General features: G+C 71.7%; 24 protein-coding genes. 8 read left to right on the forward strand and 16 right to left on the reverse strand.

Going from position 1 to position 22854, the window contains the following annotated elements:
* Positions 1-94 precede the first annotated feature (94 nt).
* On the forward strand, positions 95-1330 hold the full coding sequence (locus tag BDK92_RS13755; protein ID WP_121157067.1) for a zinc-dependent metalloprotease: 1236 nt from the start codon (positions 95-97) through the stop codon (positions 1328-1330).
* Between the two features lie 23 nt (positions 1331-1353).
* Here BDK92_RS13755 and BDK92_RS13760 read toward each other — a convergent pair whose 3' ends face one another.
* Both BDK92_RS13760 and BDK92_RS13765 read right to left on the reverse strand, forming a co-directional pair.
* Entirely contained in the window at positions 1354-1956 is a 603-nt protein-coding gene (locus tag BDK92_RS13760) for a hypothetical protein (RefSeq protein ID WP_121157068.1), read from the reverse strand.
* A gap of 29 nt (positions 1957-1985) precedes the next feature.
* Positions 1986-2513, reverse strand: a complete 528-nt coding sequence (locus tag BDK92_RS13765) for a M48 metallopeptidase family protein (protein WP_121157069.1) — start codon at positions 2511-2513, stop codon at positions 1986-1988.
* A 505-nt stretch (positions 2514-3018) separates the two neighbouring features.
* Between BDK92_RS13765 and BDK92_RS13770 the strand changes: the two genes are divergently transcribed.
* The 3 genes from BDK92_RS13770 to BDK92_RS13780 all read left to right on the forward strand — a co-directional run bounded on the left by BDK92_RS13770 (position 3019) and on the right by BDK92_RS13780 (position 5973).
* Positions 3019-3186 carry a DUF5679 domain-containing protein gene (locus tag BDK92_RS13770; protein ID WP_199736319.1) on the forward strand — a complete coding sequence of 56 codons (168 nt, stop codon included), beginning with the start codon at positions 3019-3021 and terminating at the stop codon, positions 3184-3186.
* Between the two features lie 250 nt (positions 3187-3436).
* Positions 3437-4513, forward strand: coding sequence for a ThiF family adenylyltransferase (locus BDK92_RS13775; protein WP_121157071.1), 1077 nt, complete (start codon positions 3437-3439; stop codon positions 4511-4513).
* 77 nt (positions 4514-4590) lie between these two features.
* On the forward strand, positions 4591-5973 hold the full coding sequence (locus BDK92_RS13780; RefSeq protein WP_121157072.1) for an ABC1 kinase family protein: 1383 nt from the start codon (positions 4591-4593) through the stop codon (positions 5971-5973).
* 157 nt (positions 5974-6130) lie between these two features.
* Here BDK92_RS13780 and BDK92_RS13785 read toward each other — a convergent pair whose 3' ends face one another.
* The 4 genes from BDK92_RS13785 to BDK92_RS13800 form a co-directional block, all read right to left on the reverse strand.
* Positions 6131-6370, reverse strand: coding sequence for a hypothetical protein (locus BDK92_RS13785; RefSeq protein WP_121157073.1), 240 nt, complete (start codon positions 6368-6370; stop codon positions 6131-6133).
* 1 nt (position 6371) lies between these two features.
* Entirely contained in the window at positions 6372-6737 is a 366-nt protein-coding gene (locus BDK92_RS13790) for a WhiB family transcriptional regulator (RefSeq protein ID WP_121157074.1), read from the reverse strand.
* A gap of 134 nt (positions 6738-6871) precedes the next feature.
* Positions 6872-7171, reverse strand: a complete 300-nt coding sequence (locus tag BDK92_RS13795; RefSeq protein WP_121157075.1) for a hypothetical protein — start codon at positions 7169-7171, stop codon at positions 6872-6874.
* Between the two features lie 125 nt (positions 7172-7296).
* Complete coding sequence (locus tag BDK92_RS13800) at positions 7297-9516, reverse strand: ATP-dependent DNA helicase UvrD2 (RefSeq protein WP_121157076.1); 2220 nt, start codon at positions 9514-9516, stop codon at positions 7297-7299.
* Positions 9517-9593: 77 nt separating this feature from the next.
* On the opposite strand from BDK92_RS13800, the gene BDK92_RS13805 reads away from it, so the two are divergent.
* Entirely contained in the window at positions 9594-9845 is a 252-nt protein-coding gene (locus tag BDK92_RS13805; RefSeq protein ID WP_121157077.1) for a mycoredoxin, read from the forward strand.
* 118 nt (positions 9846-9963) lie between these two features.
* Here BDK92_RS13805 and BDK92_RS13810 read toward each other — a convergent pair whose 3' ends face one another.
* Entirely contained in the window at positions 9964-11229 is a 1266-nt protein-coding gene (locus BDK92_RS13810; protein ID WP_121157078.1) for an MFS transporter, read from the reverse strand.
* Between the two features lie 34 nt (positions 11230-11263).
* Entirely contained in the window at positions 11264-11854 is a 591-nt protein-coding gene (locus tag BDK92_RS13815) for a winged helix-turn-helix domain-containing protein (RefSeq protein ID WP_121157079.1), read from the reverse strand.
* 257 nt (positions 11855-12111) lie between these two features.
* On the opposite strand from BDK92_RS13815, the gene BDK92_RS13820 reads away from it, so the two are divergent.
* The 3 genes from BDK92_RS13820 to BDK92_RS13830 all read left to right on the forward strand — a co-directional run bounded on the left by BDK92_RS13820 (position 12112) and on the right by BDK92_RS13830 (position 14156).
* Positions 12112-13065 carry a helix-turn-helix domain-containing protein gene (locus BDK92_RS13820; RefSeq protein ID WP_246017520.1) on the forward strand — a complete coding sequence of 318 codons (954 nt, stop codon included), beginning with the start codon at positions 12112-12114 and terminating at the stop codon, positions 13063-13065.
* A 70-nt stretch (positions 13066-13135) separates the two neighbouring features.
* On the forward strand, positions 13136-13435 hold the full coding sequence (locus tag BDK92_RS13825; protein ID WP_121157081.1) for a DUF397 domain-containing protein: 300 nt from the start codon (positions 13136-13138) through the stop codon (positions 13433-13435).
* A 415-nt stretch (positions 13436-13850) separates the two neighbouring features.
* Positions 13851-14156: a hypothetical protein gene (locus tag BDK92_RS13830; protein WP_246017025.1), complete on the forward strand. Its 306-nt coding sequence runs from the start codon at positions 13851-13853 to the stop codon at positions 14154-14156.
* Between the two features lie 169 nt (positions 14157-14325).
* Here the strand turns inward: BDK92_RS13830 and nudC are convergent, their stop codons facing one another.
* The 8 genes from nudC to cspE all read right to left on the reverse strand — a co-directional run bounded on the left by nudC (position 14326) and on the right by cspE (position 22842).
* Entirely contained in the window at positions 14326-15267 is a 942-nt protein-coding gene (nudC, locus tag BDK92_RS13835; RefSeq protein ID WP_121162104.1) for an NAD(+) diphosphatase, read from the reverse strand.
* A gap of 5 nt (positions 15268-15272) precedes the next feature.
* Positions 15273-16595 carry a M16 family metallopeptidase gene (locus BDK92_RS13840; protein WP_121157082.1) on the reverse strand — a complete coding sequence of 441 codons (1323 nt, stop codon included), beginning with the start codon at positions 16593-16595 and terminating at the stop codon, positions 15273-15275.
* On the reverse strand, positions 16592-17902 hold the full coding sequence (locus BDK92_RS13845; RefSeq protein ID WP_121157083.1) for a M16 family metallopeptidase: 1311 nt from the start codon (positions 17900-17902) through the stop codon (positions 16592-16594). The genes BDK92_RS13840 and BDK92_RS13845 overlap by 4 nt, the downstream gene beginning before the upstream one ends.
* A 157-nt stretch (positions 17903-18059) precedes the next feature.
* On the reverse strand, positions 18060-19463 hold the full coding sequence (locus tag BDK92_RS13850; RefSeq protein WP_121157084.1) for an FAD/NAD(P)-binding protein: 1404 nt from the start codon (positions 19461-19463) through the stop codon (positions 18060-18062).
* A 125-nt stretch (positions 19464-19588) separates the two neighbouring features.
* Positions 19589-20539, reverse strand: a complete 951-nt coding sequence (locus tag BDK92_RS13855) for a hypothetical protein (protein WP_121157085.1) — start codon at positions 20537-20539, stop codon at positions 19589-19591.
* 79 nt (positions 20540-20618) lie between these two features.
* The gene (locus BDK92_RS13860; RefSeq protein ID WP_147457002.1) at positions 20619-20825 is read right to left on the reverse strand and encodes a hypothetical protein; all 207 of its coding nucleotides are present in this window, start codon (positions 20823-20825) and stop codon (positions 20619-20621) included.
* Positions 20826-21066: 241 nt separating this feature from the next.
* The gene (locus BDK92_RS13865) at positions 21067-22371 is read right to left on the reverse strand and encodes a DEAD/DEAH box helicase (RefSeq protein ID WP_121157087.1); all 1305 of its coding nucleotides are present in this window, start codon (positions 22369-22371) and stop codon (positions 21067-21069) included.
* Positions 22372-22638: 267 nt separating this feature from the next.
* A complete protein-coding gene (gene cspE / locus BDK92_RS13870) occupies positions 22639-22842 on the reverse strand; it encodes a transcription antiterminator/RNA stability regulator CspE (RefSeq protein WP_101369720.1) in 204 nt (67 codons plus the stop codon).
* Positions 22843-22854 lie beyond the last annotated feature (12 nt).

A 22854-nucleotide genomic window follows, 5' to 3' on the forward strand; every position in this document is an offset into this window, starting at 1 on the left:
CCCCTCGCGCGCGTACCGTGGACGGGTGCCTGATATTCCGTTCGGCTTCGCGCTCCCCGGTGGCCAGCCACCTGACCCCAACGACCCGCAGCAGATGCAGCAGTTCATGGCTCAGCTGCAGCAACTGCTCGCCGCCCCGGGCAGTGGCCCGGTCAACTGGGACCTGGCCCGCCAGGTGGCGGCCAGCCAGCTCAGCTCGACCGGAGACCCGGCGGTCACCCCGTTCGAGCGACACGCTGTGGAAGAGGCGCTGCGCCTCGCCGACCTGTGGCTGGAGCCCAGCTCCGCGCTCCCGTCGGGCATCCAGACCTCGGTGGCGTGGAACCGCAACGAGTGGATCTTCCGGACCCTCGACGTCTGGCGCAAGCTCTGCGACCCGGTCGCCGGCCGGATGGTCGGGGCCATGGGCGACCTGGTGCCACCGGAGGCCCGCGCCCAGCTCGGCCCGATGCAGTCGATGGTCGCCACCCTCGGCGGGGCCCTCTTCGGCGGACAGCTCGGCCAGGCGCTCGGCTCGCTCGCCGCCGAGGTGCTCTCGGCCGGGGACATCGGGCTTCCGCTCGGACCGGCCGGCACGGCCGCGCTGGTCCCGGCGAACATCCGGGAGTACGGCGCCGGCCTGGAACTGCCGGAGGACGAGGTCCGGCTCTACGTGGCGCTCCGCGAAGCAGCCCACCAGCGACTCTTCGGGCACGTGCCGTGGTTGCGCGGGCATGTCCTCACCGCGGTGGAGACGTACGCCGCGGGCATCACGGTCAACCGTGAGGCGATCGAGGAGGCGATGGGGCGGGTCGACCCGACCAATCCCGAGTCGATGCAGGCGCTGGCCCTGGAGGGCATCTTCACCCCGGAGGACACGCCGTCACAGAAGGCGTCGCTGGCCCGCCTGGAGACAGCGTTGGCCCTGGTCGAGGGGTGGGTCTGCCACGTCGTCGACAGCGCCGCCTCGGAACGGCTGCCCAACGTGGTCAAGCTCGGCGAGGCGTTCCGTCGCCGCCGGGCGGCGGGCGGACCGGCCGAGCAGACCTTCGCCGCTCTGGTCGGACTGGAGCTGCGGCCGAGGCGGCTGCGGGAGGCCGCGGCGCTCTGGGCGGCGCTGACCGAGCACCGGGGAATCGCCGGGCGCGACGCCATCTGGGGGCACCCGGACCTGCTTCCCTCCGGCGAGGAGTTCGCCGACCCGGAGGGCTTCGCCCGCGCTCAGCTCGACCTCGACGAACTGGACTCGTTCGACTTCACCCAGCCGGGCGGCCCGGCGGGCGGGGACCGCATCAGCGGTGACCAGACCGACGAGGGCCCGGAGCAGCCCGGGGACAAGAACCCTTCCTGAACCCGGTGGTTCCTCTCCGCCGGTCAGCCGGCGGAGAGGAGCGCCCGGGTGGTCTCCCAGCCCTCGACCGCCACGTCCAGGGTGGCCAGGTCGGCCGGGCCGCGTAGTCGGCGCCAGCCCGGAGCGACCGCCACCTCGGTCGGGTCCGGCGCGGCGGCCCGGAGCGTGTCCGCGTCCGTCGTGTCCAGGTCGACCTCGGTGAGCCAGGCCGGTGCGGGCAGCCGCGACGCCACCCCGAACAATCCCGGGCCGGTCGGGGCGGCCGGGGCGACCGCCACCTTCCGGCTGCTCAGCGGGCGGAGTAACTTGCCCAGGATCAGGCCGGGAAGGTCGGGCGCGTCGGCGACGATCACCGCCGCCTGGTCGTAGCCGTCGGCGGCCGCCGCGGCGAGCGCCGCGCCCACGGTCCGGACCGGAAGGTCGTAGATCGGCATTCCCGGCCAGGCCACCGCGTCGGCCAGCGGCCGTTCGGCGGCGGTCGCGGCGATCGCCGGTTCGGCCTCACTGAGCGTGGCGATCAGGTCGACCACGTCCTCGGCCAGGGCGGTTTGCCAGCGGATCGGGTCGGTGCCGGGGGGCGCCCAGTGCACCGGTCCCAGCAGTGTCACCACCAGACGTCGGGCCATCCGACGAATCTAGCCCGGCGTTGGCCGGCTCAGTCGGTCAGGTTGACCGCGACGGCGGCCACCCCTTCCAGATAGCCCCGGGCCCGCTCGGTCTTGGGGTAGCGCCCCACCAGGGCCCAGAACCGGGCGTTGTGGCTCGGTACGACGAGGTGGGCCAGTTCGTGCAGGAGCACGTAGTCGATCACCCACTCGGGCATCTCCTGGACCCGGTGCGAGATCCGGATGGTGCGGTCGGCCGGGGTGCAGGAGCCCCAGCGCCCGTTCTGGTTGGTGACCCACCGGACGCTCGCCGGGACGGCCACCCGACCGTGCTCGGCGAGGTATCGGTCGATCAGCCGTTGGGCCCGGAGCAGCAGATCGTCGTCGGACCGACCGTTGCGTTCCTCCCGGGCGGCCAGCCGGGCGAGCATCCGGTCGACCCACTCGCTCTCCTCGGCGCGGGAGAACTGGTCCGGGATCAGCACCACGACCCGCTCACCGTCGCGGTAGGCGGACACCGTCCGGCGCCGGCGCACACTGCGCCGTACCTCGACGACCGGCTTGCGCGCCCCAGCCATTACCGGTCCGCGACAGCCCGGGTTTCATTCACGAAGGAAAACTAATGCGTAGTGACCAGGTGACCGCAAGAGTCAACCCATCGACACGCGCCGGGAAAATCCCGGTTAGCGGCCTACAGTCCGAAAAAATTATTTGACCGGCCCGGCCGGCGGGGGCGGCACGGCCTCTCCGAGGCGTACGAACGCTGAGCGACACGCGGCGGGCTCCACGGTAAACGATCAACCTCGGGGCTGTTGCGCGGCACCCCTGAATGCCGTTCTGAAGGCGTTCATCCGGCGTGTCCCTGCGAAACTGACTTATCCGACCTATTCCGGCATGCACACTCTCGTCGTCGGCTTACTCACAGTGCCGACGCATTGCTGACTGGAACCTCCCGCACCTGGGTAGGGTCCGCGGACCGGCGGTCACACAGTGGTGATCGCGCAGAGATCCCAGCGCCGGGGCCTTCGCGGCCCGCCGCCGGGCAGACGTTGGGTGAGTGACCCGACGGAAGAGGAGGGCACCGTGGCCGACAAGGCCCAGACCTACAACGGGTACTGCGTCAAGTGCAAGGAAAAGCGTGACTTCGAGGGCAACGTCGAGGTGTCCAAGACGGGCATGAACATGGCCAAGGGCAAATGTCCCGTCTGCGGAACGACGGTCAACCGGATCCTCGGCAAGGCCAAGGTCTGACCGCCACGCGCTATCACTTCGCGGGGAAGGGGCGGCCAACCGGCCGCCCCTTCCCGTTTCCCGTCACCGCATCACGGCCGGCACGCCTCTGTCGCGCTGCGGACACCCGCTGTGATGTCCCGAGCACGACATTAGTTACTCGCCAGTTGTGGATAACCCACGAAAGCCTGTGGATAGTGCACGGCATGGCTGCCACTGCCTGTGGATAACGATCGACTGATCGTTGGGCAACGATGACAGCGTGTCACCTATGACACGAAGCGCACTCCCCCGCCCCACCCTGCTCCCCGGCCTGGCCCGCCTCTGGCGCGACCGGCACACCCTGCAACTCGGCCTCGACCCCAGTCGCGCCGTGCTGCTGGAAATGGCCGATCCCGGCGCCGCCCGCCTGCTCGACCTGCTCGACGGCAGCCGGAGCGAACGCATGATCCTCGACCACGCGGAAGCCCTACGGATCGAACGGGAAGACGCCCGTACGCTGATCGACACCCTGCGCACCGCGGGCCTGGTCGTCGGCGCGCACACCCTGCTCCCCCCGGACCTGCCCGAACCGGACCGGCAGCGGCTCACCAGCGAAGCCACCGCGATCGCCCTACGCGGGCCCGAGGCGACCGCCACCCCCGCCCAACTCCTGCGACGCCGCCGGGCGGCCCGGGTCGTGGTCACCGGCCAGGGCCGGCTCGGCGGGCCGGTCGCGGTCGCCCTCGCCCAGGCCGGCGTCGGTCATGTCCAGCCCGACCTGACCGGACGGGTGGACGCGGCCGACGTGGTCGGAGGTGGGGCGGTCAGCGCCGACCTGCACCGTCCCCGGGCCGAGGCGGTCGCCGACGCCATCGCCCGCGCCGCGCCGGGCACCGAGACCCGGGCGGTACGCCGCGGCGGCGCCAACCTGGTGGTCCAGGTCGGCACCGACCGGCCGGCCGGCCTGCTCGCCGCCGGGTACGCCCAGCGCCGACAGGCCCACCTGCTGCTCAGCCTGCACGACGGCGTACCCGTGGTCGGGCCGCTGGTCCCCGCCACCGGCTCTCCCTGCCTCAACTGCCGCGACCTGCACCGCCGTGACCGGGACCCGGGCTGGCCGGAACTCGCCGCGCAACTCGCCGGGGAACCCGCGCTCCAGCCCTGCAGCACCCCGACGCTGATCTCCGCAGTCGGATACGCCACCGGCGAGGTGCTCGGATTTCTCGACGGCGGCTCACCGGAGACCGTCGGAGCGGCGGTCGAGATTCGGACACCGGGGCGATTTCGCCGCCGGGCCTGGCCCCCACACCCCGCCTGTGGCTGCACGTCACGGCGGCGTCGACGACGTTCAACCGCCACGGAATAACGGACACCGGGGTCGCCGTGGCCCGGGCCACCCGGTGACGGCGGCCGTGACCACCGAAAGTCGGTAACAATGATCTGGTGACCGACATCCCGCGCCGGGCCGTCTCCCGGACCGCCAAGCTAGCCGCCCTGCCGCTCGGCTTCGCCGGTCGGACCGTGCTCGGCGTCGGCAAGCGCGTCACCGGGCTCGCCTCGGAGGTGATCTCAGCCGAGATTCAGCAACGTACGGCCGAACAGCTGTTCAGTGTGCTCGGACAGCTCAAGGGCGGCGCGATGAAGTTCGGCCAGGCGCTCTCGGTGTTCGAGGCGGCGCTGCCGGAGGAGATCGCCGCGCCTTACCGACAGGCCCTGACCAAGCTCCAGGAATCGGCGCCGCCGCTGCCGGTGGCGAGCGTGCACAAGGTGCTGAGCGAACAGCTCGGACCGGACTGGCAGTCGTACTTCCTGGAATTCAATGACAAACCAGCCGCGGCGGCGAGTATCGGGCAGGTCCACCAGGCGATCTGGAACGGCCCCCCGGTCGTCCCGGCCGGGACCCGCCGCCGGGGCACGAAGACCACCGCCCGCGCCGCCGCCACCGGCCGACCGGTGGCGGTCAAGGTGCAGTACCCCGGAGCCGGCGACGCCCTGCTCGCCGACCTCAAGCAGCTCTCCCGGCTCGGCACCATGTTCCGGGCCATCCAGCCCGGGCTCGACATCAAACCGCTCCTCGCCGAACTGCGTGACCGGATCAGCGAGGAACTCGACTACGAACTCGAAGCGGAATCGCAGCGCGCCTTCGCCGCCGCGTACGCGGGCGACCCGGAGATCTTCGTACCCGAGGTGGTGGCGGCGAGTCCGCGGGTACTGGTCACCGACTGGGTCGACGGCACCCCGCTGTCCCAGATCATCGCCAGCGGCACCGAGGAAGAGCGCAACCAGGCCGGGCGGCACCTCGCCACCCTGCACTTCTCCGCCCCCGGCCGGGCCGGGCTGCTCCACGCCGACCCGCACCCGGGCAACTTCCGGCTGCTGGCGGACGGCCGACTCGGGGTGATCGACTTCGGTGCGGTGGCCCGGCTCCCCGGCGGCCACCCCGAACCGGTCGGGCGGCTGGTCCGGCTGGCGCTCGCCGGCGAGGCCGAGGCCGTGGTCGACGGCCTGCGGGGCGAGGGCTTCATCAAACCGGACGAGGTGATCGACGCGGAGGCGGTCCTCGACTTCATCATGCCGGTGCTGGAGCCGCTCTCCGTGGAGGAGTTCCGCTTCACCCGTGCCTGGCTGCGGGTCGAGGCCGGAAGGCTCACCAACCCGAGGTCACCGGCGTACCAGCTGAGCCGGCAGCTCAACCTGCCGCCGTCGTACCTGCTGATCCACCGGGTCACGCTCGGTTCGATCGGGATCCTCTCCCAACTGGAGGCGAAAGCCCCGTACCGGGCGATCGTGGAGCGCTGGCTACCCGGATTCGCCCCACCCGCCTGAACCGGGCGGCCGGACCAGCCCGGCACACATGACGAGAGCGGACCCGGATGCGCCAGTGGCACCCGGGTCCGCTCTCGTTCGTCAGGCTGATCGGTTACCGACCAGCGGGGTGTGGAGCGGTTGCGCCCGATTCATCGGGGCGCAACCGTGCCAGGGATCAGAAGGAGCCCAGATCGCGGGCGGCCCGACGGCGGGCCTCGAGCGCGATGACACGGGCGGATCGGGTTGCCTCAGTGCGCGTGGTGTTACGACCGGCCTGAGGCAGTCGCATTCGGGCCCGGGACAACGCTTCGTGGATGAGATACATCTCTTCAACTCCAACGGGGTTTCTGCTCACGGTGTTCGGATAGACGTTCGGTACCGGCAGGGTGCCGGCGTACACCTCGATCGGGTTCATGTCAGGCCGCCAACCGGACAGCGCCACGCGAGTCGGACAGCCCATCGGCCGCCAACCGCGCCTCGGCCTCGACCCGCAACATCACGTCCCGTGCGACGTCCTCCTTACGCGGACGGCCCCGGGGCCGCTTGCGCGGAACGACCGCGCCACGCTCGAAGATCTCGCCGCCCCAGACGCCCCACGGCTCCGCCCGATCCACCGCACCAGCCAGGCACTCGACGCGCAGCGGGCAGTCCCCGCAGAGCGACTTGGCGAGCTCCAGCTCGGTGGGCGAGTCGGCGAACCACAGGTCGGGGTCGAACTTCCGGCAGGGCAGATTCGCCTCCAGCTCGACGCTCAGGTCAAGGGGGGCCAACGCCAGACTCATCGCCCGGTCACCTCTCTCTCGCGCTTCGATCTCGTGGATCGCTGTTCCTACGTACTTGTGGCGATACAAAAACTGAGGCCGCGGATCCCGGTAAGCGGGTTCCGCGGCCTCGAGGTGAGCCGGTGGTCTGTAGATCAGACCGGCCTTCCTCGAGGTGGAACACCGCGAACATCCATCCGCTTCTTGCCCAGGTGGATGCCTTCGCCCGTGAAGCCACTGCTGCCATTGATTCCGGCGGACACGGCGGCCTGGACCAGCTCGGTCTGAACCAGGTCGGCCTGCACCAGCTCGGCCTGCACCAGCTCGGCCTGAACCGAGGCCTGGTACGCCTGTGGAATCAACGGAGTGCAGACGGAGAGCAGAGCCCTGTCCATCCACACCGGTGCGAGCACAGTCGGCTGCACCGACGGTCGCTCGTTCAGGTAGATCGCCACTGGTCTCGCCTCCTGTCTCACACTCGTTACCAACATGTCATTACCCCTCTTGAGCAGGGCGAAAGCCCCAGCTCGCGAGGTGTGCCTTGAGGCTATTCCTCATCCGGGGGCGAGGGCAAACGGTTTTACGGGTCGATTATCGAAGTTTTTTCCGGGACCAACTCGTCCACCACCGCGCCGCCGACGAGAGCGAGCACCGCCTCGCCGTACAGGCCGAGCTTGCGGGGACCGATGCCGGCGATCGCCAACAGGCCGTCCGGTGCCACCGGACGCCGCTCGGCCAGCGCGGTCAGGGTCGCGTCGGTGAACACCACGTACGCGGGGACCTTCTGGGCGCTGGCGACCCGGGCCCGCCAGTCGTACAGCCGCCGGTACAGCTCGTCGTCGAGATCCGACGGACAGTCCGCGCACCGCCCCAGCTTGCGGTCCACCCCGGCGAGCAGGGTCGCTCCGCAGATCCGACAGGAGACGACCCGGTTACGTCGAGGGTCGGGTTTCCGGCCCTCGACGGCGGTGGGCGTCGCCCGCTCCCCGCCGGAACGGTCGAACTGTGGCAGGAAGCGGCACGGTCGCCGGGGCCGTCCACCGGGCGAGCGCGCCGAGGCGTACGACAACCAGAGCCACTGTCTGGCCCGGGTCACCCCGACGTAGAGCAGCCGCCGCTCCTCCTCGACCTGCTCCGCCGTCTTCGCGTACGTGGTCGGCAGAGTGCCGTCGGCGAGCCCGACCAGGAACACCGCGTCCCACTCCAAGCCCTTCGCCGAGTGCAGGGAGGCCAGGGTGACCCCGTCCACGGTCGGAACGTGCTGCTGGGTCGCCCGCCGCTGCAACTCCTCGCCGAACTCGGCGAGCGACACCGCCCGCTCCACCCAGCCGACCGGGTCGCCGGTGACCGCGTGACCGGAGACCCCGCCCCGGGCGGTCGCCACGGTGGCATCCCCGATCGGGAGGAGATTGGGCGTTCTCGCGTACTCCTCGGCGAGCTGGACCAGCGCGGCGAGCGCCTCCCAGCGTTCCCTGGCCGCACCACCCGGCGGGGGTTGCTCGCGGGCCCAGCCGACCGCGGCCAGCGCGTCCACCACGGCCTGGACCAGCGGTGTCCCTGCCGGCGTCGAGCGGACGGCGGAGCGCAACGCGATCATCGCCTGGCGCACCTCGGTCCGCTCGAAGAACCGCTCGGCGCCCTGTACGAGGTACGGCACCTCCGCCTCGGCCAGCGCCTTCTCGTACGCCTCCGACTGGGCGTTGGTACGGAACAGCACGGCGATCTCCCGGGCCGGCGTGCCGGCGGCGACGAGCTGCCGGCAGCGGGCCGCGACCGCCGCCGCCTCGGTCGGCTCGTCGGGGAAGATCCGCAGGTCCGGTTCGGCGCCCGGGGGTCGCTGTCCGACCAGTTCCAGCCGGAGCTGCGCCTCGGTGCCCCGGGCCTGCCGGATCACCGCGTTGGCCAGCCCCACCACCTGCGGGGTGGAGCGGTAGTCCCGCACCAACCGGATCACCACCGCGTCCCGACGGCGACGGGGGAAGTCGACCAGGTATCCCGAGGTCGCCCCGGTGAACGAGTAGATGGTCTGGCTGGCGTCGCCGACCACGGTCAGGTCGTCCCGCCCGCCGAGCCAGGCGTCGAGCAGCCGCTGCTGGAGCGGGTTGACGTCCTGGTACTCGTCCACGACGAAGTGCCGGTACTGGGCGCGTACCTGCTCGGCGACGTCCGGGTGCTCCTCGATGCCCCAGACCGCCGCCCGGAGCATGTCCTCGAAGTCGATCACCCCGTTGGCGCGCTTGATCTGCTCGTACGCGGCGAACACCTCGGCCACCCGGGCGGGCTCGTGCGGGGTCTCCCGCAGCGCCTTCGCCGCGGCCACCACGTACTCCGCCGGCTCGACCAGCGACGACTTGGCCCACTCGATCTCGCCGGCGAGGTCCCGGGCGGCGGCCCGGTCGGTCCGTAACCCGGATCGGGCGGCGGCCAGGGTCACCAGGCGTACCTTGCTGTCGAGCAGTTCGGGCATCGGCCGCCCCTCCAGCAGCCGGGGCGCGAAGTAGCGGACCTGGCGCAGCGCGGCGGCGTGGAACGTACGGGCCTGGACACCGCCGACGCCGAGCGCGGTGAGCCGGGCCCGCATCTCGGCCGCGGCCCGCGCGGTGAAGGTGACCGCGAGCACGTGCCGGGCGGCGATCTCGCCGGAGAGCGCCCGGTACGCGATCCGGTGTGTGATCGCCCTGGTCTTTCCGGTGCCGGCGCCGGCCAGGATGCAGACCGGGCCGGCCACCGCCGTCACCGCGGCGCGCTGCTCGGGGTCGAGTCCGGCCAGCACCCGTTCCGCGCTTGAGTCAACCGCCACAGCTAGGAATCATCGCAGTCGGCTCCGGCGTTGCAGCGGTTAGCCTGTCGATCGACGAACATCTGGAGGACCTGATCATGCTGACCATGTACTCGACGTCCTGGTGCGGCTACTGCCACCGGCTCAAGTCTCAGTTTGATCGGGAGGGGATCGGCTACCAGGTCGTCGACATCGAGCAGGACCCGGCGGCGGAGCAGTACGTGATGAGCGTGAACGGCGGCAACGCCACCGTGCCCACCGTCCTCTTCCCCGACGGCACCGCCCTCACCAACCCTTCGATCACCCAGGTCAAGGCCCGCCTGGCGGCCTCCTCCGCCGCCACCAGCTGAACCATCCCCGCCCGATCGCCCCACCCGCTGTTGTCGATCATGAAGTTGGCGCTCCGCCTCCGGCGTGTCACGCCGCCAACTTCATGATCGACCAGGGGTACGGGATGGTCGGGCGGGATCAGGCGGTTGGCTCGGGGGTGGGGGTCGCGTTGGGGATCCTGACCTCCGGCAGAGCGTCGTCAAGCGGCGTGGGTCGGGGCGCCAAGGGTGGGGAGAGGCGACGGCCCAGCCACAGGTAGCGGGCCACGGCGAGCATGGCCGCCGCCATCAGCGCGAAGAGCAGCCGGTAGTCGACCGCGCCGACCAGCACCGCACCGAGCCCGATGGAGAGCGACTGCGGACCGCTGACCACCGCCTCGGAGGCCGCCGCGACCCGGCCGACCAGCAGCACCGGGGTACGGCGCTGGGTCAGCGTGTTGAGCGAGACGATCACGATCGGCAGCGCGAAGCCGGCCATCACCATCGCGACGAACCCGAGCCACAGATTCGGGTGGACCAGGGCGAGCACCGCCGGCGCGAAGATCCCCACCCCGGTGGCGAGGGCTCCGACCTCACCCAGGCGCCCCACGATCGTGGCGGACGACAGGCCACCGAGCAGGCCGCCGACCCCCTGCACGGTCAGCAGTACGCCGACGAAGGCGGGTGGGTGGCCGAGCCCCCGGTCGACGTACGCGAAGATCAGCGACTCACTGAACCCGAGCACCAGCATGGTCAACGAGGTGCCGACCACCCCCCGGCGCAGGGCCGGGTCGCCGAGCATGTGCCGTCCGCCGGCGCCGATCTCCGCGAGCCAGCGCGGCTGGGCGGGCGAGGGGGCGGCTTCCCGTACCCGCATCCGACTCACCGCGGCAGCCGCGGTGAGAAAGCCCAGCGCACCGAGCGTGGCCAGCGCCCAGCCGCCGAACCCGGCGTAGAGCGCCGCGCCGGCCAGCGGACCGACCAGCCGCAGCCCCTGCTTGACGGTTTGCAGGGTGGCGTTCGCCTCGGCCAGCAGGTCCCCCGGGACGATCTCCTTGATCAGCCCGATCAGGGTCGCGCTCAGTGCGATGTAGGAGAGCCCGTAGAGGGCGCCGACCCCGTAGATGATCCACACGTCGCCCCGGTCCTGGACGGCGTAGAGCGGGGTGAGCAGGAGCGCGGTGCAGAGGTTGACACCGATGAAGAAGGGCCGCCGACGGAACCGGTCCACCATCCAGCCGACCAGTGGCGCCAGCGCCATGGGCGCCACGATCGCGAAAACGGTCGCTCCGGCCATCCCGTCGGAGCCGGTCAGGTCCTTGACCCAGATGGCGAGCGCTAGGAGCAGGATCGACTCGGCGACCATGCTGGCGACGAGCCCTCCGAAGAGGAGTCGGAAGTCGGGGCGGCGGAGGATGGCACGCATGACGAGGGGGTCCCTTCGTGCACGGGGAACGGCGTCAGCCGTCGTCGGCGGTGGCCGGCTCGGATGGCCGAGCCGGCACGCCCCAGGCAATGAAGCGGACCGGTCGCGAATCGAGGGGTCGAGCTTCGGGGTCGATCGGGTCGGGCAGTCGGCGGGCCAGCACCTCGTTGATGGCCGCCCCGATCTCGGCGAGTTGCGCGGGCGTACACCAGCCGACCGCCTGGGTGAGGAAGCCCGCGCCGCGCCACTGTGGAGATTCTTCGTGCCGGTTGCCCAGCCATTCCCGCAACGCCTGGTATTCGACGTCGAGCAGGACCTGGTGGGCGGCCTGCCCCACCCGGGTCGACTCCGCACCGCCGGGGCCCCAGCGGTGCCGGTCGAGCACGATCCGCCAGGGTCGCTGGCGCCCGGTGCCTCCGCCGGCCTCCTCGACGAAGCCGTATCGGGCCAGCTGGCGCAGGTGCCAGGAACAGTTCGCCGGGCTCTCACCGACCTGCTCGGCGACCTCCGTGGCGGTGGCCGAGCCACAGAAGGCCACCGCGTCGAGAATGCGCAACCGGAGCGGGTGGGCCATGGCGCGCAGCATCCGTGGGTCCCGGATGTCCCCGACGGCCGGTTGCGGCATGGCCGGAAGCGTAGCTTTCGAAAGCTTTCTTTGGAAAGAGATCCTTTCTAGGACACGCCGCGCACGGTTCGTCGGCGGAGTGCGACGACCGGCATACTGACCGTGGGGGGCAGTCTGAACCGGTCATCGCCCGGCAACCGTCGGGCTCGACACGGTGCCCGGCAACCGTCGGGCACGACACGATCGAGAGCGAGGACCCGTTGCCTCCAGCTCAACCCAACCCGACCCAACCAAAAGGTACGCCGCCGAGCCCGCACCTGCGCCGACGCCGACTCGGCCTGGAGCTACGCCGTCTGCGCGAGACCGCCCGACTCACCGGTGACCAGGTCATCGAGCAGATCGGCTGGGCGTCCGCGTCGAAACTCTCCCGGCTGGAGAACGGCCGCAGTCGACCCGACCCGCGCGACGTACGCGACCTGCTGGAGCTCTACGGGGTCACCGGACCGTTGCGTGACGAACTCGAAGCGATCACCCGTGAGGCGGGCGACGTACGGAGCTGGCTGCGCTCGTACCGGGCGATGACCCCACGCCAGCGCAGCTTCGCCGAGTTGGAGGCCGGCTGCGCGGACATTCGCGAGTACAGCCCCTTCGTCGTCCCCGGACTGCTCCAGACCAGGGAGTACGCCCGTACCCGGATCGTCTCCTTCCGTCCGTTGGGCAACCACACCGCCGACGCCGGGTCGGACGTGGACGATCCGGAGACCGAGGTCGAGGCCCGGATGTCCCGCCAGTTGCTCCTCACCCGGGAGGTGGCCCCACCGCGCTACTCCGCGGTGCTGGAGGAGTCCGCGCTGAGCCGGCGGGCCGGACCGCCGGAGGTCGTACGGGCGCAGCTCAACCAGCTCTGCAAGCTCGCCACCCTGCCGAACGTGACCTTGCAGGTGCTGACCAGGGACGCCCGGGTCGCCAACTGGTACATGCCGCACACCGGCTTCTCGCTCTACCGGTTCGCCGATCCGCAGGACCCGGAGACGCTGGCGATCGAGGGACACTCCACCAACCAGGTGCTCAACGACCGCGACGAACTGGACCGCTATACGGTGGTCTTCGAGTGGCTGCAGTCGGCGGCGATGACCCCGGAGGACACGCTGTCGTGGCTGGCCGAGATGGCCGGGCGGGGGTACGGCGACCCGGGGCGACCGGCGCCGTCCCGGGGGCCGGTGACTCCCCCGACCCAGCGGCGGCGAACCGAACGCCTGACCGGGCAGTGACTCCCCGCGGCCGGGCGCCGTTGGAGGGACGGCCACCCGTCACGATGCACCAGTCAGGTAGGAGCTGACCATGGAGACAGCCCGGACGTCCCCGGCGCCGGAGCCGCTCGGCGAGCATCTCGCCCGTGCCGCCTGGCGGACCAGTTCACGCAGCCAGACCTCGAACTGCGTCGAGGTTGCCCCGCTCGGCGACGACCGGGCACCGGTGGCATTGCGCGACAGCAAGGACCGGGGCGGCCCGGTCCTGGTCTTCGCCCGTACCCGGTGGCTGGACTTCATCGCCGGCGCCAAGGACGGCGAGTTCGATCTGACCTTCGTCGAGAACGAATTCGGCCTGGTCCTCGCCGAGGGCGAGTTCGACCTGAACTGAGCGACATCTCCCACCCGGGTCCCGGATCAACGAGAGCGGGCGGTCGGCACCGACACCACGCGGGCCGGCCGCCCGGATCCTGTCCGGGCCGCTGTGGGTCGGTGTCCCGAGGTCGGATCAACCGTGTGTGGTTCCACAACGGAGCCGACAGAAGCGCTCAGTCACCTTGTGACGCAACGGATTGACGTTTCCCCGGCCGACGTGATGACCTTCGCCGACCGGTGATCAATTGCGACACCGGCACTGAGCAGCCATCACCCATTTGGCTGACCCGCGAAATCAATCAGCGCGTATCACTTGCCGGTGGCGCTCCGGTGCGTAACATGGCGTGTGGGGCTACATGGAAGTTCCACGAACTGACTCCGTTCAGTGATTGCACGAACATCATCCGTCACGGTTCACCCCGGAGACGCCCATGCGGTTTCTGATCGTTCGCACCGACATCCGTACCGCTGCCGACGACGACCTGGCCGCGATCTGGGCCGGCGGAGGCCGCCTCCGCGATGAACAGACCGCCCCCGAGCACCGCCGCCAGATCGTCCGCGCGGACGACCTGGACGCCGCCCTGATACTGGCCCGCGCCCTCTCCACCGTCGGGGCCGTACGGTCCGGACGACAGCGGGTGAAGGTTCTGCCACTACGCGACACCCGGTGCCGACCACCGGCCGAGTGGCAGGAGCAGCCGGCCGGCACCAGCGCACCACCACGCACCACCCGATGATCGACCGTCGTACGCCGGCCCGGCTCCCCCGCCGTGCACCACGCCACAGCCGGCCGCGACGGCAATGATCTTGGCCCGTGACCGCCGCGGCAACGACGGTCACGGGCCAAGATTCGTCAACCGGGGCACCCGCCCCGGACCGGGCCGTGGGGCTTCGCCTCCAGCCGGCTCAGGACTCGTCGAGCCAGCGATGCACCAGGTAGAGCGCGATACTCGACGGCGGCGGCATCCCCACCCGGTTCCCCTCGTCCGCGTCGACCGGCGTACCGGCCAGCACATCGGCGATCTCCCGACGGGTGAACCAGCGGGCGAACGCGATCTCCGCCGGATCGACCCGCACCGGCTGCGCCGGATCGGCATGGGCCAGGAAGCCCAGCATCAACGAGCCGGGGAACGGCCACGCCTGACTGCCCGCGTACTCCACGTGGTCGAGACCGATCCCGACCTCCTCCGACACCTCCCGGTGCACCGCCGCCTCGGCTGACTCCCCCGGCTCGACGTACCCGGCCAGACAGGAGAAACGGCGCACCCCGTCGTGCGGGCGCCAGGCCGCGTTGTTCCCGAGCAGGCACCGCCCGTCCGGACCCGGTTTGCCGTCGTGCACCAGGACGATCATCGCCGGATCGGTACGCGGCCAGATGTGGGCGCCGCTCTCGTCGACCCGCGTCCAACCCGCGTCGGTCACCGTGGTCGGCAGTCCGGTGATCGAGGAGTACGCGTGCCGCGCGTGCCAGTTGCCCAACGCCACGGCAGTGGTGAAGAGCCCGGCGTCGGAGTCGGTGAGCAGGTGCCCCACCTCACGCAGCGAGACGATCCGGGTCTCCGGCACAACCGGCAACGGCCCGTCGACCGCGAAGACCGGGGTGCCGTCCGGCTCCACCCCGAGGAAGAGCCGCACACTGGTCCCCTCCGGCACCTCCGACGCGGCCAACAGCAGCAGCGTGGGCCGGCCCGGGCCGACACCGACCAGCGCCCGACCACCCCCGGCGATGTCCACCACCAGCACCCGGGCCTGCTCCCACGCCCGCGCCAGCCACTCCGGATCGTCTCGCCGGTGTGCCGCCCGGTCCAGGGTGGTACGGGCCAACGGCGGACCGTCGGGGTCGGCCAGACCAGTCACGACGACTCGGCCGGGGACTCGACCGGGGTCAGCGCGGCGAGCGGCCCGGCGATCCGGGCGGCGTCACCGAGCACGACGGTGACCGCCCTCGACGGCGCCAGATACTTCGCCGCGGCGGCGGCCACCTCGTCCCGGGTGGCTCGGGCCAGTCGGGCCGAGTGCTCGGCGAGGAAGTCCAGCCGCAACCCGAAACCGGCGTACGCGCTCGCCAGCGCGGCCAGCCCCGCCTGCGTCGACATGCCGAGTTGCAGGGTGCCGAGAGCGTACTGCCGGGCCTGCTCCAGCTCGTCCTCCTTCGGTGGCAGCGACGCCAGCCGACCCAGCTCGTACACCGTCTCCAGCAGCGCGGGACCGGTCACCTCGGTGGCCACGTCGGCGGCGACGATCAACGCCGAACCGGCCAACGCGTGCTCGATCACCGAATGCGGCCCGTACGTGTAGCCCTTGTCCTCCCGGATGTTCTCCACCCACCGGGACGAGAAGTAACCGCCGAAGATCAGGTTCGCCAGGTGCAGCGGCGCGTGGTCCGGGTGGGTACGCGGCACCGCCGGCAGCGCCATCCGCAGCGACGACTGCACCGAGTCGGGGCGGTCGACCAGCACCAGCGGACCGGACGTCAGCGCCGGCGCGGGCGGCAGTTCGACCGGCCGCCCCGCACCCTTCCACTGGCCCAGGGTCGCCTCGGCGGCGTCCAGCGCCCGCTCCGGCCGTACGTCACCGACGATGACCAGCACCGCCCCGTTCGGGTGCACCCGGTCGGCGTGCAGCGTACGGAGCTGGGCCGCCCGGACCGCCCGGACCTGCTCCGGCTCCGGCGTCTGCACCGCGTACGGGTGCTTGCCGTACATCCGGCGCAGCAGCGCCTCCCGGGCCAGGTGCGCCGGCTGGCTCTTCGCCACCTGGATGTGCTCGATCATCCGGTCCCGCTCGTTGGCGACCTCACCCGACGGATAGGCCGCGTCGGTGACCACCTCGGCAAGCAGCTCCAGAATCCGGTCCAGGCCGCTGACCAGCCCGTTGCCGGAGATCATCAGGCGGTCCGGGTCCGCCCCGGCGGCCAACCCGCCGCCCACCTTCTGCAACTCGGCGGCGATGTCCAGGTTGGACATGGTGCTGGTGCCGGAGAGCAGGGTCTGCGACAGGAGTACGCCCCGGGCCAGCGGCGCCCGGCCGAACGGCACCCAGAGGCGCAACTCGACCAGGGGCACGGAGGGCCGGCGGATGGCGATCACGGTCAGCCCGTTGGACAGCGTCCGCTCGGCCCCGGTCGGCACCTTGAGCTTGCGGTTCGGCCCCAGCGCGGGCAGGGAGAGCGTCACTTCGTTCCTCCGGGGATGACCTCGACGGCCGCCCGGCGTTCCGGACGCAGGCTGGCGGCGGCGGCCCGTACCTGCTCCTCGGTGACCTCGCCGATCAGCCGGGGCAGGTCGTTGAGGAGGTCGGGGGCGCCGCGCTGCTGTTCCAGCACGGCCATCTGCAAGGCCCGGCCGAGCACCGCGTCGGTGCCACGCAACAGGTGGGTGGCCATCCGGGCCTGGGTCCGGGCCAGTTCACCGTCGACCAGCCCGTCGGTGGCCACCCGGGCGGCCTCCTCGTCGATCGTCCGGAGCACCTTGTCCACGTCCCCACCGGGCGGCAGGTGCGCCTCGACCAGCAGTGCCGTGGGGTCCCGTACGCCGAACGGCTCGCCCATCAGACCGAGGTAGCCGCCGATGCTGGTGACCGTCCGGTCCCGCAGTGCCAACCGCTCGACCAGCCGGGAGGCGTCACCGTCGGTGAGCACCTCGGCCAGCACCACGTACGGCAGGTAACTGGTCAGGTCGGCGACCGGGTCCGGCACCCGCCAGGCGGTGGCGACCGCGGGCAGGGGCGCCAGCCGGTCGGTGTACGCCTGCCGCCGCTCGGCGGTGAGGTCGGGCTCGGCGAAACTCGGCCGCACCGGGGCGGGCCGTGCCGGGACCGAGCCGAAGTGCCGTTCGACCAGTTCCTGGGTCTGCGCCACGTCCAGGTCCCCGCTGACCGCGAGGACCGCGTTGCCGCAGGCGTAGTAGCGGTCGAAGAAGTCGGCCGCCTCCTCGACGGTGGCGCTCTCCAGGTCGTCGAAGGAACCGTAGCCGTCGTGCGCGTTCGGAAAGGTGTCGAACATGATCGGCGGCAGCCGCAGCCAGGGGAAACCGCCGTACGGGCGGTTGAGCACGTTGACCCGGATCTCCTCCTTGACCACGTCGACCTGGTTGCGCAGGTTCTCCTCGGTCAGCCGGGGACCGCGCATCCGGTCGGCCTCCAGGAAGAGCGCGCGTTCGAGGGCGTTGCTCGGCAACGTCTCGAAGTAGTCGGTGTAGTCGAGGTGGGTGGAGCCGTTGAAGGTCCCACCGGCGCCCTGCACGTACCTGAAGTGGGCGAGCTTCTCCAGGTTCGCCGACCCCTGGAACATCAGGTGCTCGAAGAGGTGGGCGAAGCCCGTCCGCCCCTCCGGCTCGGAGCGGATGCCCACGTCGTAGACGACCGCCACGCCGACCACCGGCGCGCTACGGTCCGGGGTCAGCACCACCCGTAGGCCGTTGTCGAGGGTGAACCGCTCGACCGGATACCTCGTTGCTGGAATCTTTGATCTCCGCGCCGCCACGACCCGACCCTAGCGCGTCCCCACACCCGCGCGCCGTGACGTTGCCCCGACGGCCGGCCCCGGATCGTCCCGGAGCGTTCCGACCGCGCCGGGGCGGGTGAGCGGCAACACCTCCCGACCGACCCGGTACGCGTCCGCCCCGGAACCCCGTCCGGGCTCAGACCGCGACGGCGAGCGGGCTCGGCGCACCCTCCCGGACGGCGAACCGGGTCGCGAGCGCCCGCGCCTGGCCACGGATCTCCGGCACGGCGGTGGTCTCCCAGAGCCGACCCCGCCGGGGCGGGCCCACGGCCCAGAGCACCCCGTCGGCCGATCCGTCCCGCCCGTACAGCGCACCGCCGCCGTCCACGTCCAGACCGAGCCCGTACGGTCCGGGTCGGACGAGCCCGTCCGCGAGCAGTCGCCGCACCAGAGGGTCCGCCGACCCCGGCAACCGTCCCGGGCCGGTGCAGTTGATCAGGGCGCCGAAGGTGGTGACCTCTCCACCGGTCCACACCGACGTGCCGACCGGAACCCGACCAGCGTGCTCCAGCCGTACCTCCAGTCCGTCCGCCGGCCCCGGCGTCACCGCCCCGACCGTCGCGGCCCGTACGGTCAACCGACCGCTCGCCCGCAGCCGGTCCAGCTCGTCGGCGATCTCCGGTGCCATCCGGTGCCGGTGCACCTCCCAGTGCCGGGCCAGGTGCCGCAGGAACCGGTCCCGGTCCACCGGGGACAGGCCCGCCCAGAGACCGTCCAGCCGGGGCCGCAACCCGTCGACCACCGACCGCCAGTCGGCACCCGCCCGGACCAGCTCGCGGAGCTGACGGACGAGCTGACGCAGCGACGGCGCCGACTCGGGCAGCCCGCCCTGCGCGGGCACCGGGGGACCCGGTCGACGTTGGGAGTTCGGCAGCAGACCGTGCCGCGAGACCGCGACCATCGGGGCCCGCTGACCGGCCTCGGCCAGGCTGAGTGCCACGTCGACGGCGGTGAGACCGGTGCCGAGGAGCAGCACCGGCCGGTCGACCGGGACCGTGTCGAGCGCACCGGGCGCCCAGGGGTCGCGGACGTATCCGCGGCGGCCGTCGTACCCCACCGACCAGCGGGCGACCGGATCCCCGGACCCGGGTGCACCGATGGCGAGCACCACCCGGTCGGCCGCCGAGCGGGCACCCGACTCGAACTCGACGTCGACCCCGCCGGTGGTGGCGACGATTCGGCTGACCCGGTCGCGGCGGATCCGCAACCGTCCGGCCGCGTGCCGGTGCGTGGTGTCGAGCGTCTGCCGGAGGTAGTCGCCGTACCAGCTCCGGGGCATGAAGTCGCCGGCGCTCGCGGTGGGCCGCCGCAGGCGGCAGAAGTCGACGAAGTCCCCCGGCGTGTCCGGGTCGGCGCTCATCGTGCCGGCCGGCGAGTTGAGCAGGTGCCACGGCCGGGCCGCCGGGCCGTACGCGATGCCGGTGCCGGGATCTGGCGAGGGATCGACCAGCACCACCGAATCGGAGGTACCGCGCAGCAGCTCCCGGCTGACCAGCGTGCCACTACAGCCACCGCCGACCACCAGCACCGTCCGGCTCATCCCGCCGCCCCCCGACCTTGATCCGGAAAATCCTATGCCGAAAGTAGGAGATGACCACCCTTCGCCGCTAGGTCTGGTGACAAAGTCGGCGGGACCGGTGGGGGCCGGGCCGGATCCGGATGACGTCAGACCGGGCGGACCGAGGCGAGGGCGTCCTCGACGATCCAGTCCCACTGACGATGGGTGCCGGGAACGGAGATGTAGAGGATCGCGGCGGTCGCCCGCCCGACGTCGACGCAGGCGACCGCGGCCAACTCGTCGGTCGCCCGGAGCCCTGGCCGACTGAAGTGCAACCGGAACACGGTCACCCATGCCGGGCGACCGCCGAGCGTGGTCCGCTCGTCGCGGAGCAACTCCATCCTGCTCGGCTGCGGGTAGTACTCGGCCCGTACGTCGGCGGCGACCCGCCGGCCCACACATTCGAGGTTGAAGGTGAGCGCGTCGTTCTCGGCCGCCGGGACAGCGGCGGAGAGGATCGAGGCGTGGTAGTCGCTGAACCCGTCGTACGCCGGCTCGGTGACGAAGTGCTGGCCCATCCGGTACGGCACCTCCAGGGTGCCGGCATTCCAGACCGTCTCCCACGGTTGCCACGGTGCGGGGTACTCGGTGTAGGAGATGCCCGCCTCCTCGTCGACCGTACGCCGCTCGACGGCTGGGGCCGAGGCGGTCGCGGACCCGGCCGGTGGTGACGGGAGCACCGGTGGATCGGCCGGCACGGACGGCGCCGGGACCGGCCCGGGAGTGGCGGGCAGCGGGCACATCCGGGCCAGTGGCGGCCGGAGATCCGGCGGAGCGGCGAAGTCCTCACCGAACGGGCGTGGATTCCCGCCGAGGGTCATCGCCAGGACCACCACGAGACCGATGACCAACACCCCGCCGGCCGCCCCGGCAAACCACCGGAGCCGCAGCCGCTCCCGCGCGGAGCGCTCGACCTGGAGCGACAGCCGCTCAGCGGGAGGTACGCCGGACCGGTCGCCGAGTCGGGTAACCGGACCCGCCGTCCAAACCGGACCCGCCGTCGACGCCGGGCCGGGCGTGGACGGAGACGATGGTTCGGGTGGGGTCGGGTCAGGCATCTCCCCCAGTCAACACCACCGGTCGGTGAACCGCGAAGCGGCCGATGGTCCACTTCGGTCCGGAGCAGGGGAGTCCGGTTCAGCGGGAAACCGCGACGTCCGACTCCATGTTGTCACTTCCGCCGGGTGGCGCCTGCAGCTCGACCACCTGCGGACGGACCGGTTCGATCGGGGCGTGGTACCAGGGGGCGAAGGCGGCGATCAGGGCGAGGAGCAGTCCACTGAGCGCGACCGCGAGCACCACCAGGATTTCGCGTACCGCTCCCGGACCGGCAGTCAAGATCATGACGACCTCCCCATCGGGGAGCCCGTTCGACCAGCCCGCCAACTCCCCATGGAACAGGATCACGCATAACCGGACACAGCACAGTCATCCATCGGACGCATTCGGATGATCCGATCGGCGCTCCGCGCTCACACTCCCGGTCCCCACCCCACACCGCTCGTCGACGGTCCAGAGTGAACCGGGCCGGCCGTGAACGGCCGGCCCGGTTCACCAGACAAACGCGGTGACGCGTGGAACGAGGTCAGGAGGCGCGGGGCGCGGCGGGGCGACGCGGCCGGCGGGGACGTCCGGAGCCACGGTGCTGGGTACGAGCAGCGGCACCCGCCTGGCCGGTGGCCTGGGTCGGCTTCGGCGCGGCGACGGTCACCGGTACGCCCGACGGGATCCGCGCACCGGTCACCCGGACCAGTTCGTCGTCACCCGGACGCACCTGGGCCGACTCCGGCCGGATGCCGGCGGTCGCCATCAACCGGGCCATGTCCCGACGCTGGTCGGGCAGGACCAGGGTGACCACCGCACCCGTCTCACCCGCGCGGGCCGTACGCCCACCCCGGTGCAGGTAGTCCTTCGCCTCGGTCGGCGGGTCCACGTTGACCACCATGTCCAGACCGTCGACGTGGATGCCACGGGCCGCCACGTCGGTGGCGACCAGGGCGGTCACCTGACCATTGCGGAACTGCTCCAGCACCCGGGTCCGCTGCGGCTGCGACTTGCCACCGTGCAGAGCGGCGGCGCGTACGCCACTGGCCAGCAGTTGCCGGGCCAGCCGGTCGGCGCGGTGCTTCGTACCCGTGAACAGGATCGTCCGGCCGTCCCGGGCGGCGATCTGGGTGGTGGTGGCGGCCTTGTCGGCCGCGTCCAGGTGCAGCAGGTGGTGGGTCATCGCGGTGACCGTGGCGGTCCCCGGGTCCACCGAGTGCGACACCGGGTCGGTCAGGAAGCGGCGGACCAGCCGGTCCACGCCCCGGTCCAGGGTGGCGGAGAAGAGCATCCGCTGCCCGTTCGGCGCCACCTGCTCCAGCAGCCGGGTGACCTGCGGCAGGAAGCCCATGTCGGCCATCTGGTCGGCCTCGTCGAGCACGGTGATCGTCACCTGGTCGAGCCGGCAGTCACCCCGGTTGGTCAGGTCGGCGAGCCGACCCGGGGTGGCGATGACCACCTCGGCACCGGCGCGCAGGGCGTCGGCCTGGCGCTGCAGCGAGAGGCCGCCGACGACGGTGACACAGCGCAGGCCGACCGCGCGGGCGTACGGCGCGAGCGCGGTCGTGACCTGCTGGGCCAGCTCACGGGTGGGGACCAGGACCAGCGCCAACGGCTGGCCGGGCCGGGCCCGGCGACCGGCGGTACGGGAGAGCAGCGGCAGACCGAAGGCGAGCGTCTTGCCGGAGCCGGTCCGCCCCCGGCCGAGTACGTCCCGACCGGCGAGCGAGTCGGGCAGGGTGGCGGACTGGATCGGGAAGGGTTCGGTGATCCCGTTCGCGATCAGCGCCGAGTGCAGTGCGGGTGCCAGCGGGGCGTCGGCAAACGACGCGACGGCATGGGTCATGGATGGGACCTTCCTCAAGACGGCACGTGTCGAGGAAGGTGCCCGTGGGGCACTGCCGCCGGGAGCCAACGGGCTCCACCAGCGGTCGCAAGCACGAACCGAAGGGTAAACGCGGGGCCGGCCCGCGCCAGCGTGGCGCGGGCCGGTCACGTCACCGCACCCGGCGGGCGCGGCAGGTTGGAACAGGTGTCACGCCGCCCGGCGGCGGGGAGCAGGCTGCGACAGCATGCCCCCACGCCGGGCGGACGCGACTGGGTGGGACAGGGTTCAGATCGGCCGGATGTTCTCGGCCTGCGGGCCCTTCTGGCCCTGGGTCACCTCGAACTCGACCCGCTGGTTCTCGTCCAGGCTCCGGTAGCCGGAGGACTGGATCGCCGAGAAGTGGGCGAAGACGTCGGCGCCGCCGCCGTCCGGGGTGATGAAGCCGAAGCCCTTGTCAGCGTTGAACCACTTGACGGTGCCAATTGCCATTTGTTTCGTCTC

This window comes from Micromonospora pisi (assembly GCF_003633685.1).
GTDB lineage: Bacteria > Actinomycetota > Actinomycetes > Mycobacteriales > Micromonosporaceae > Micromonospora_G > Micromonospora_G pisi.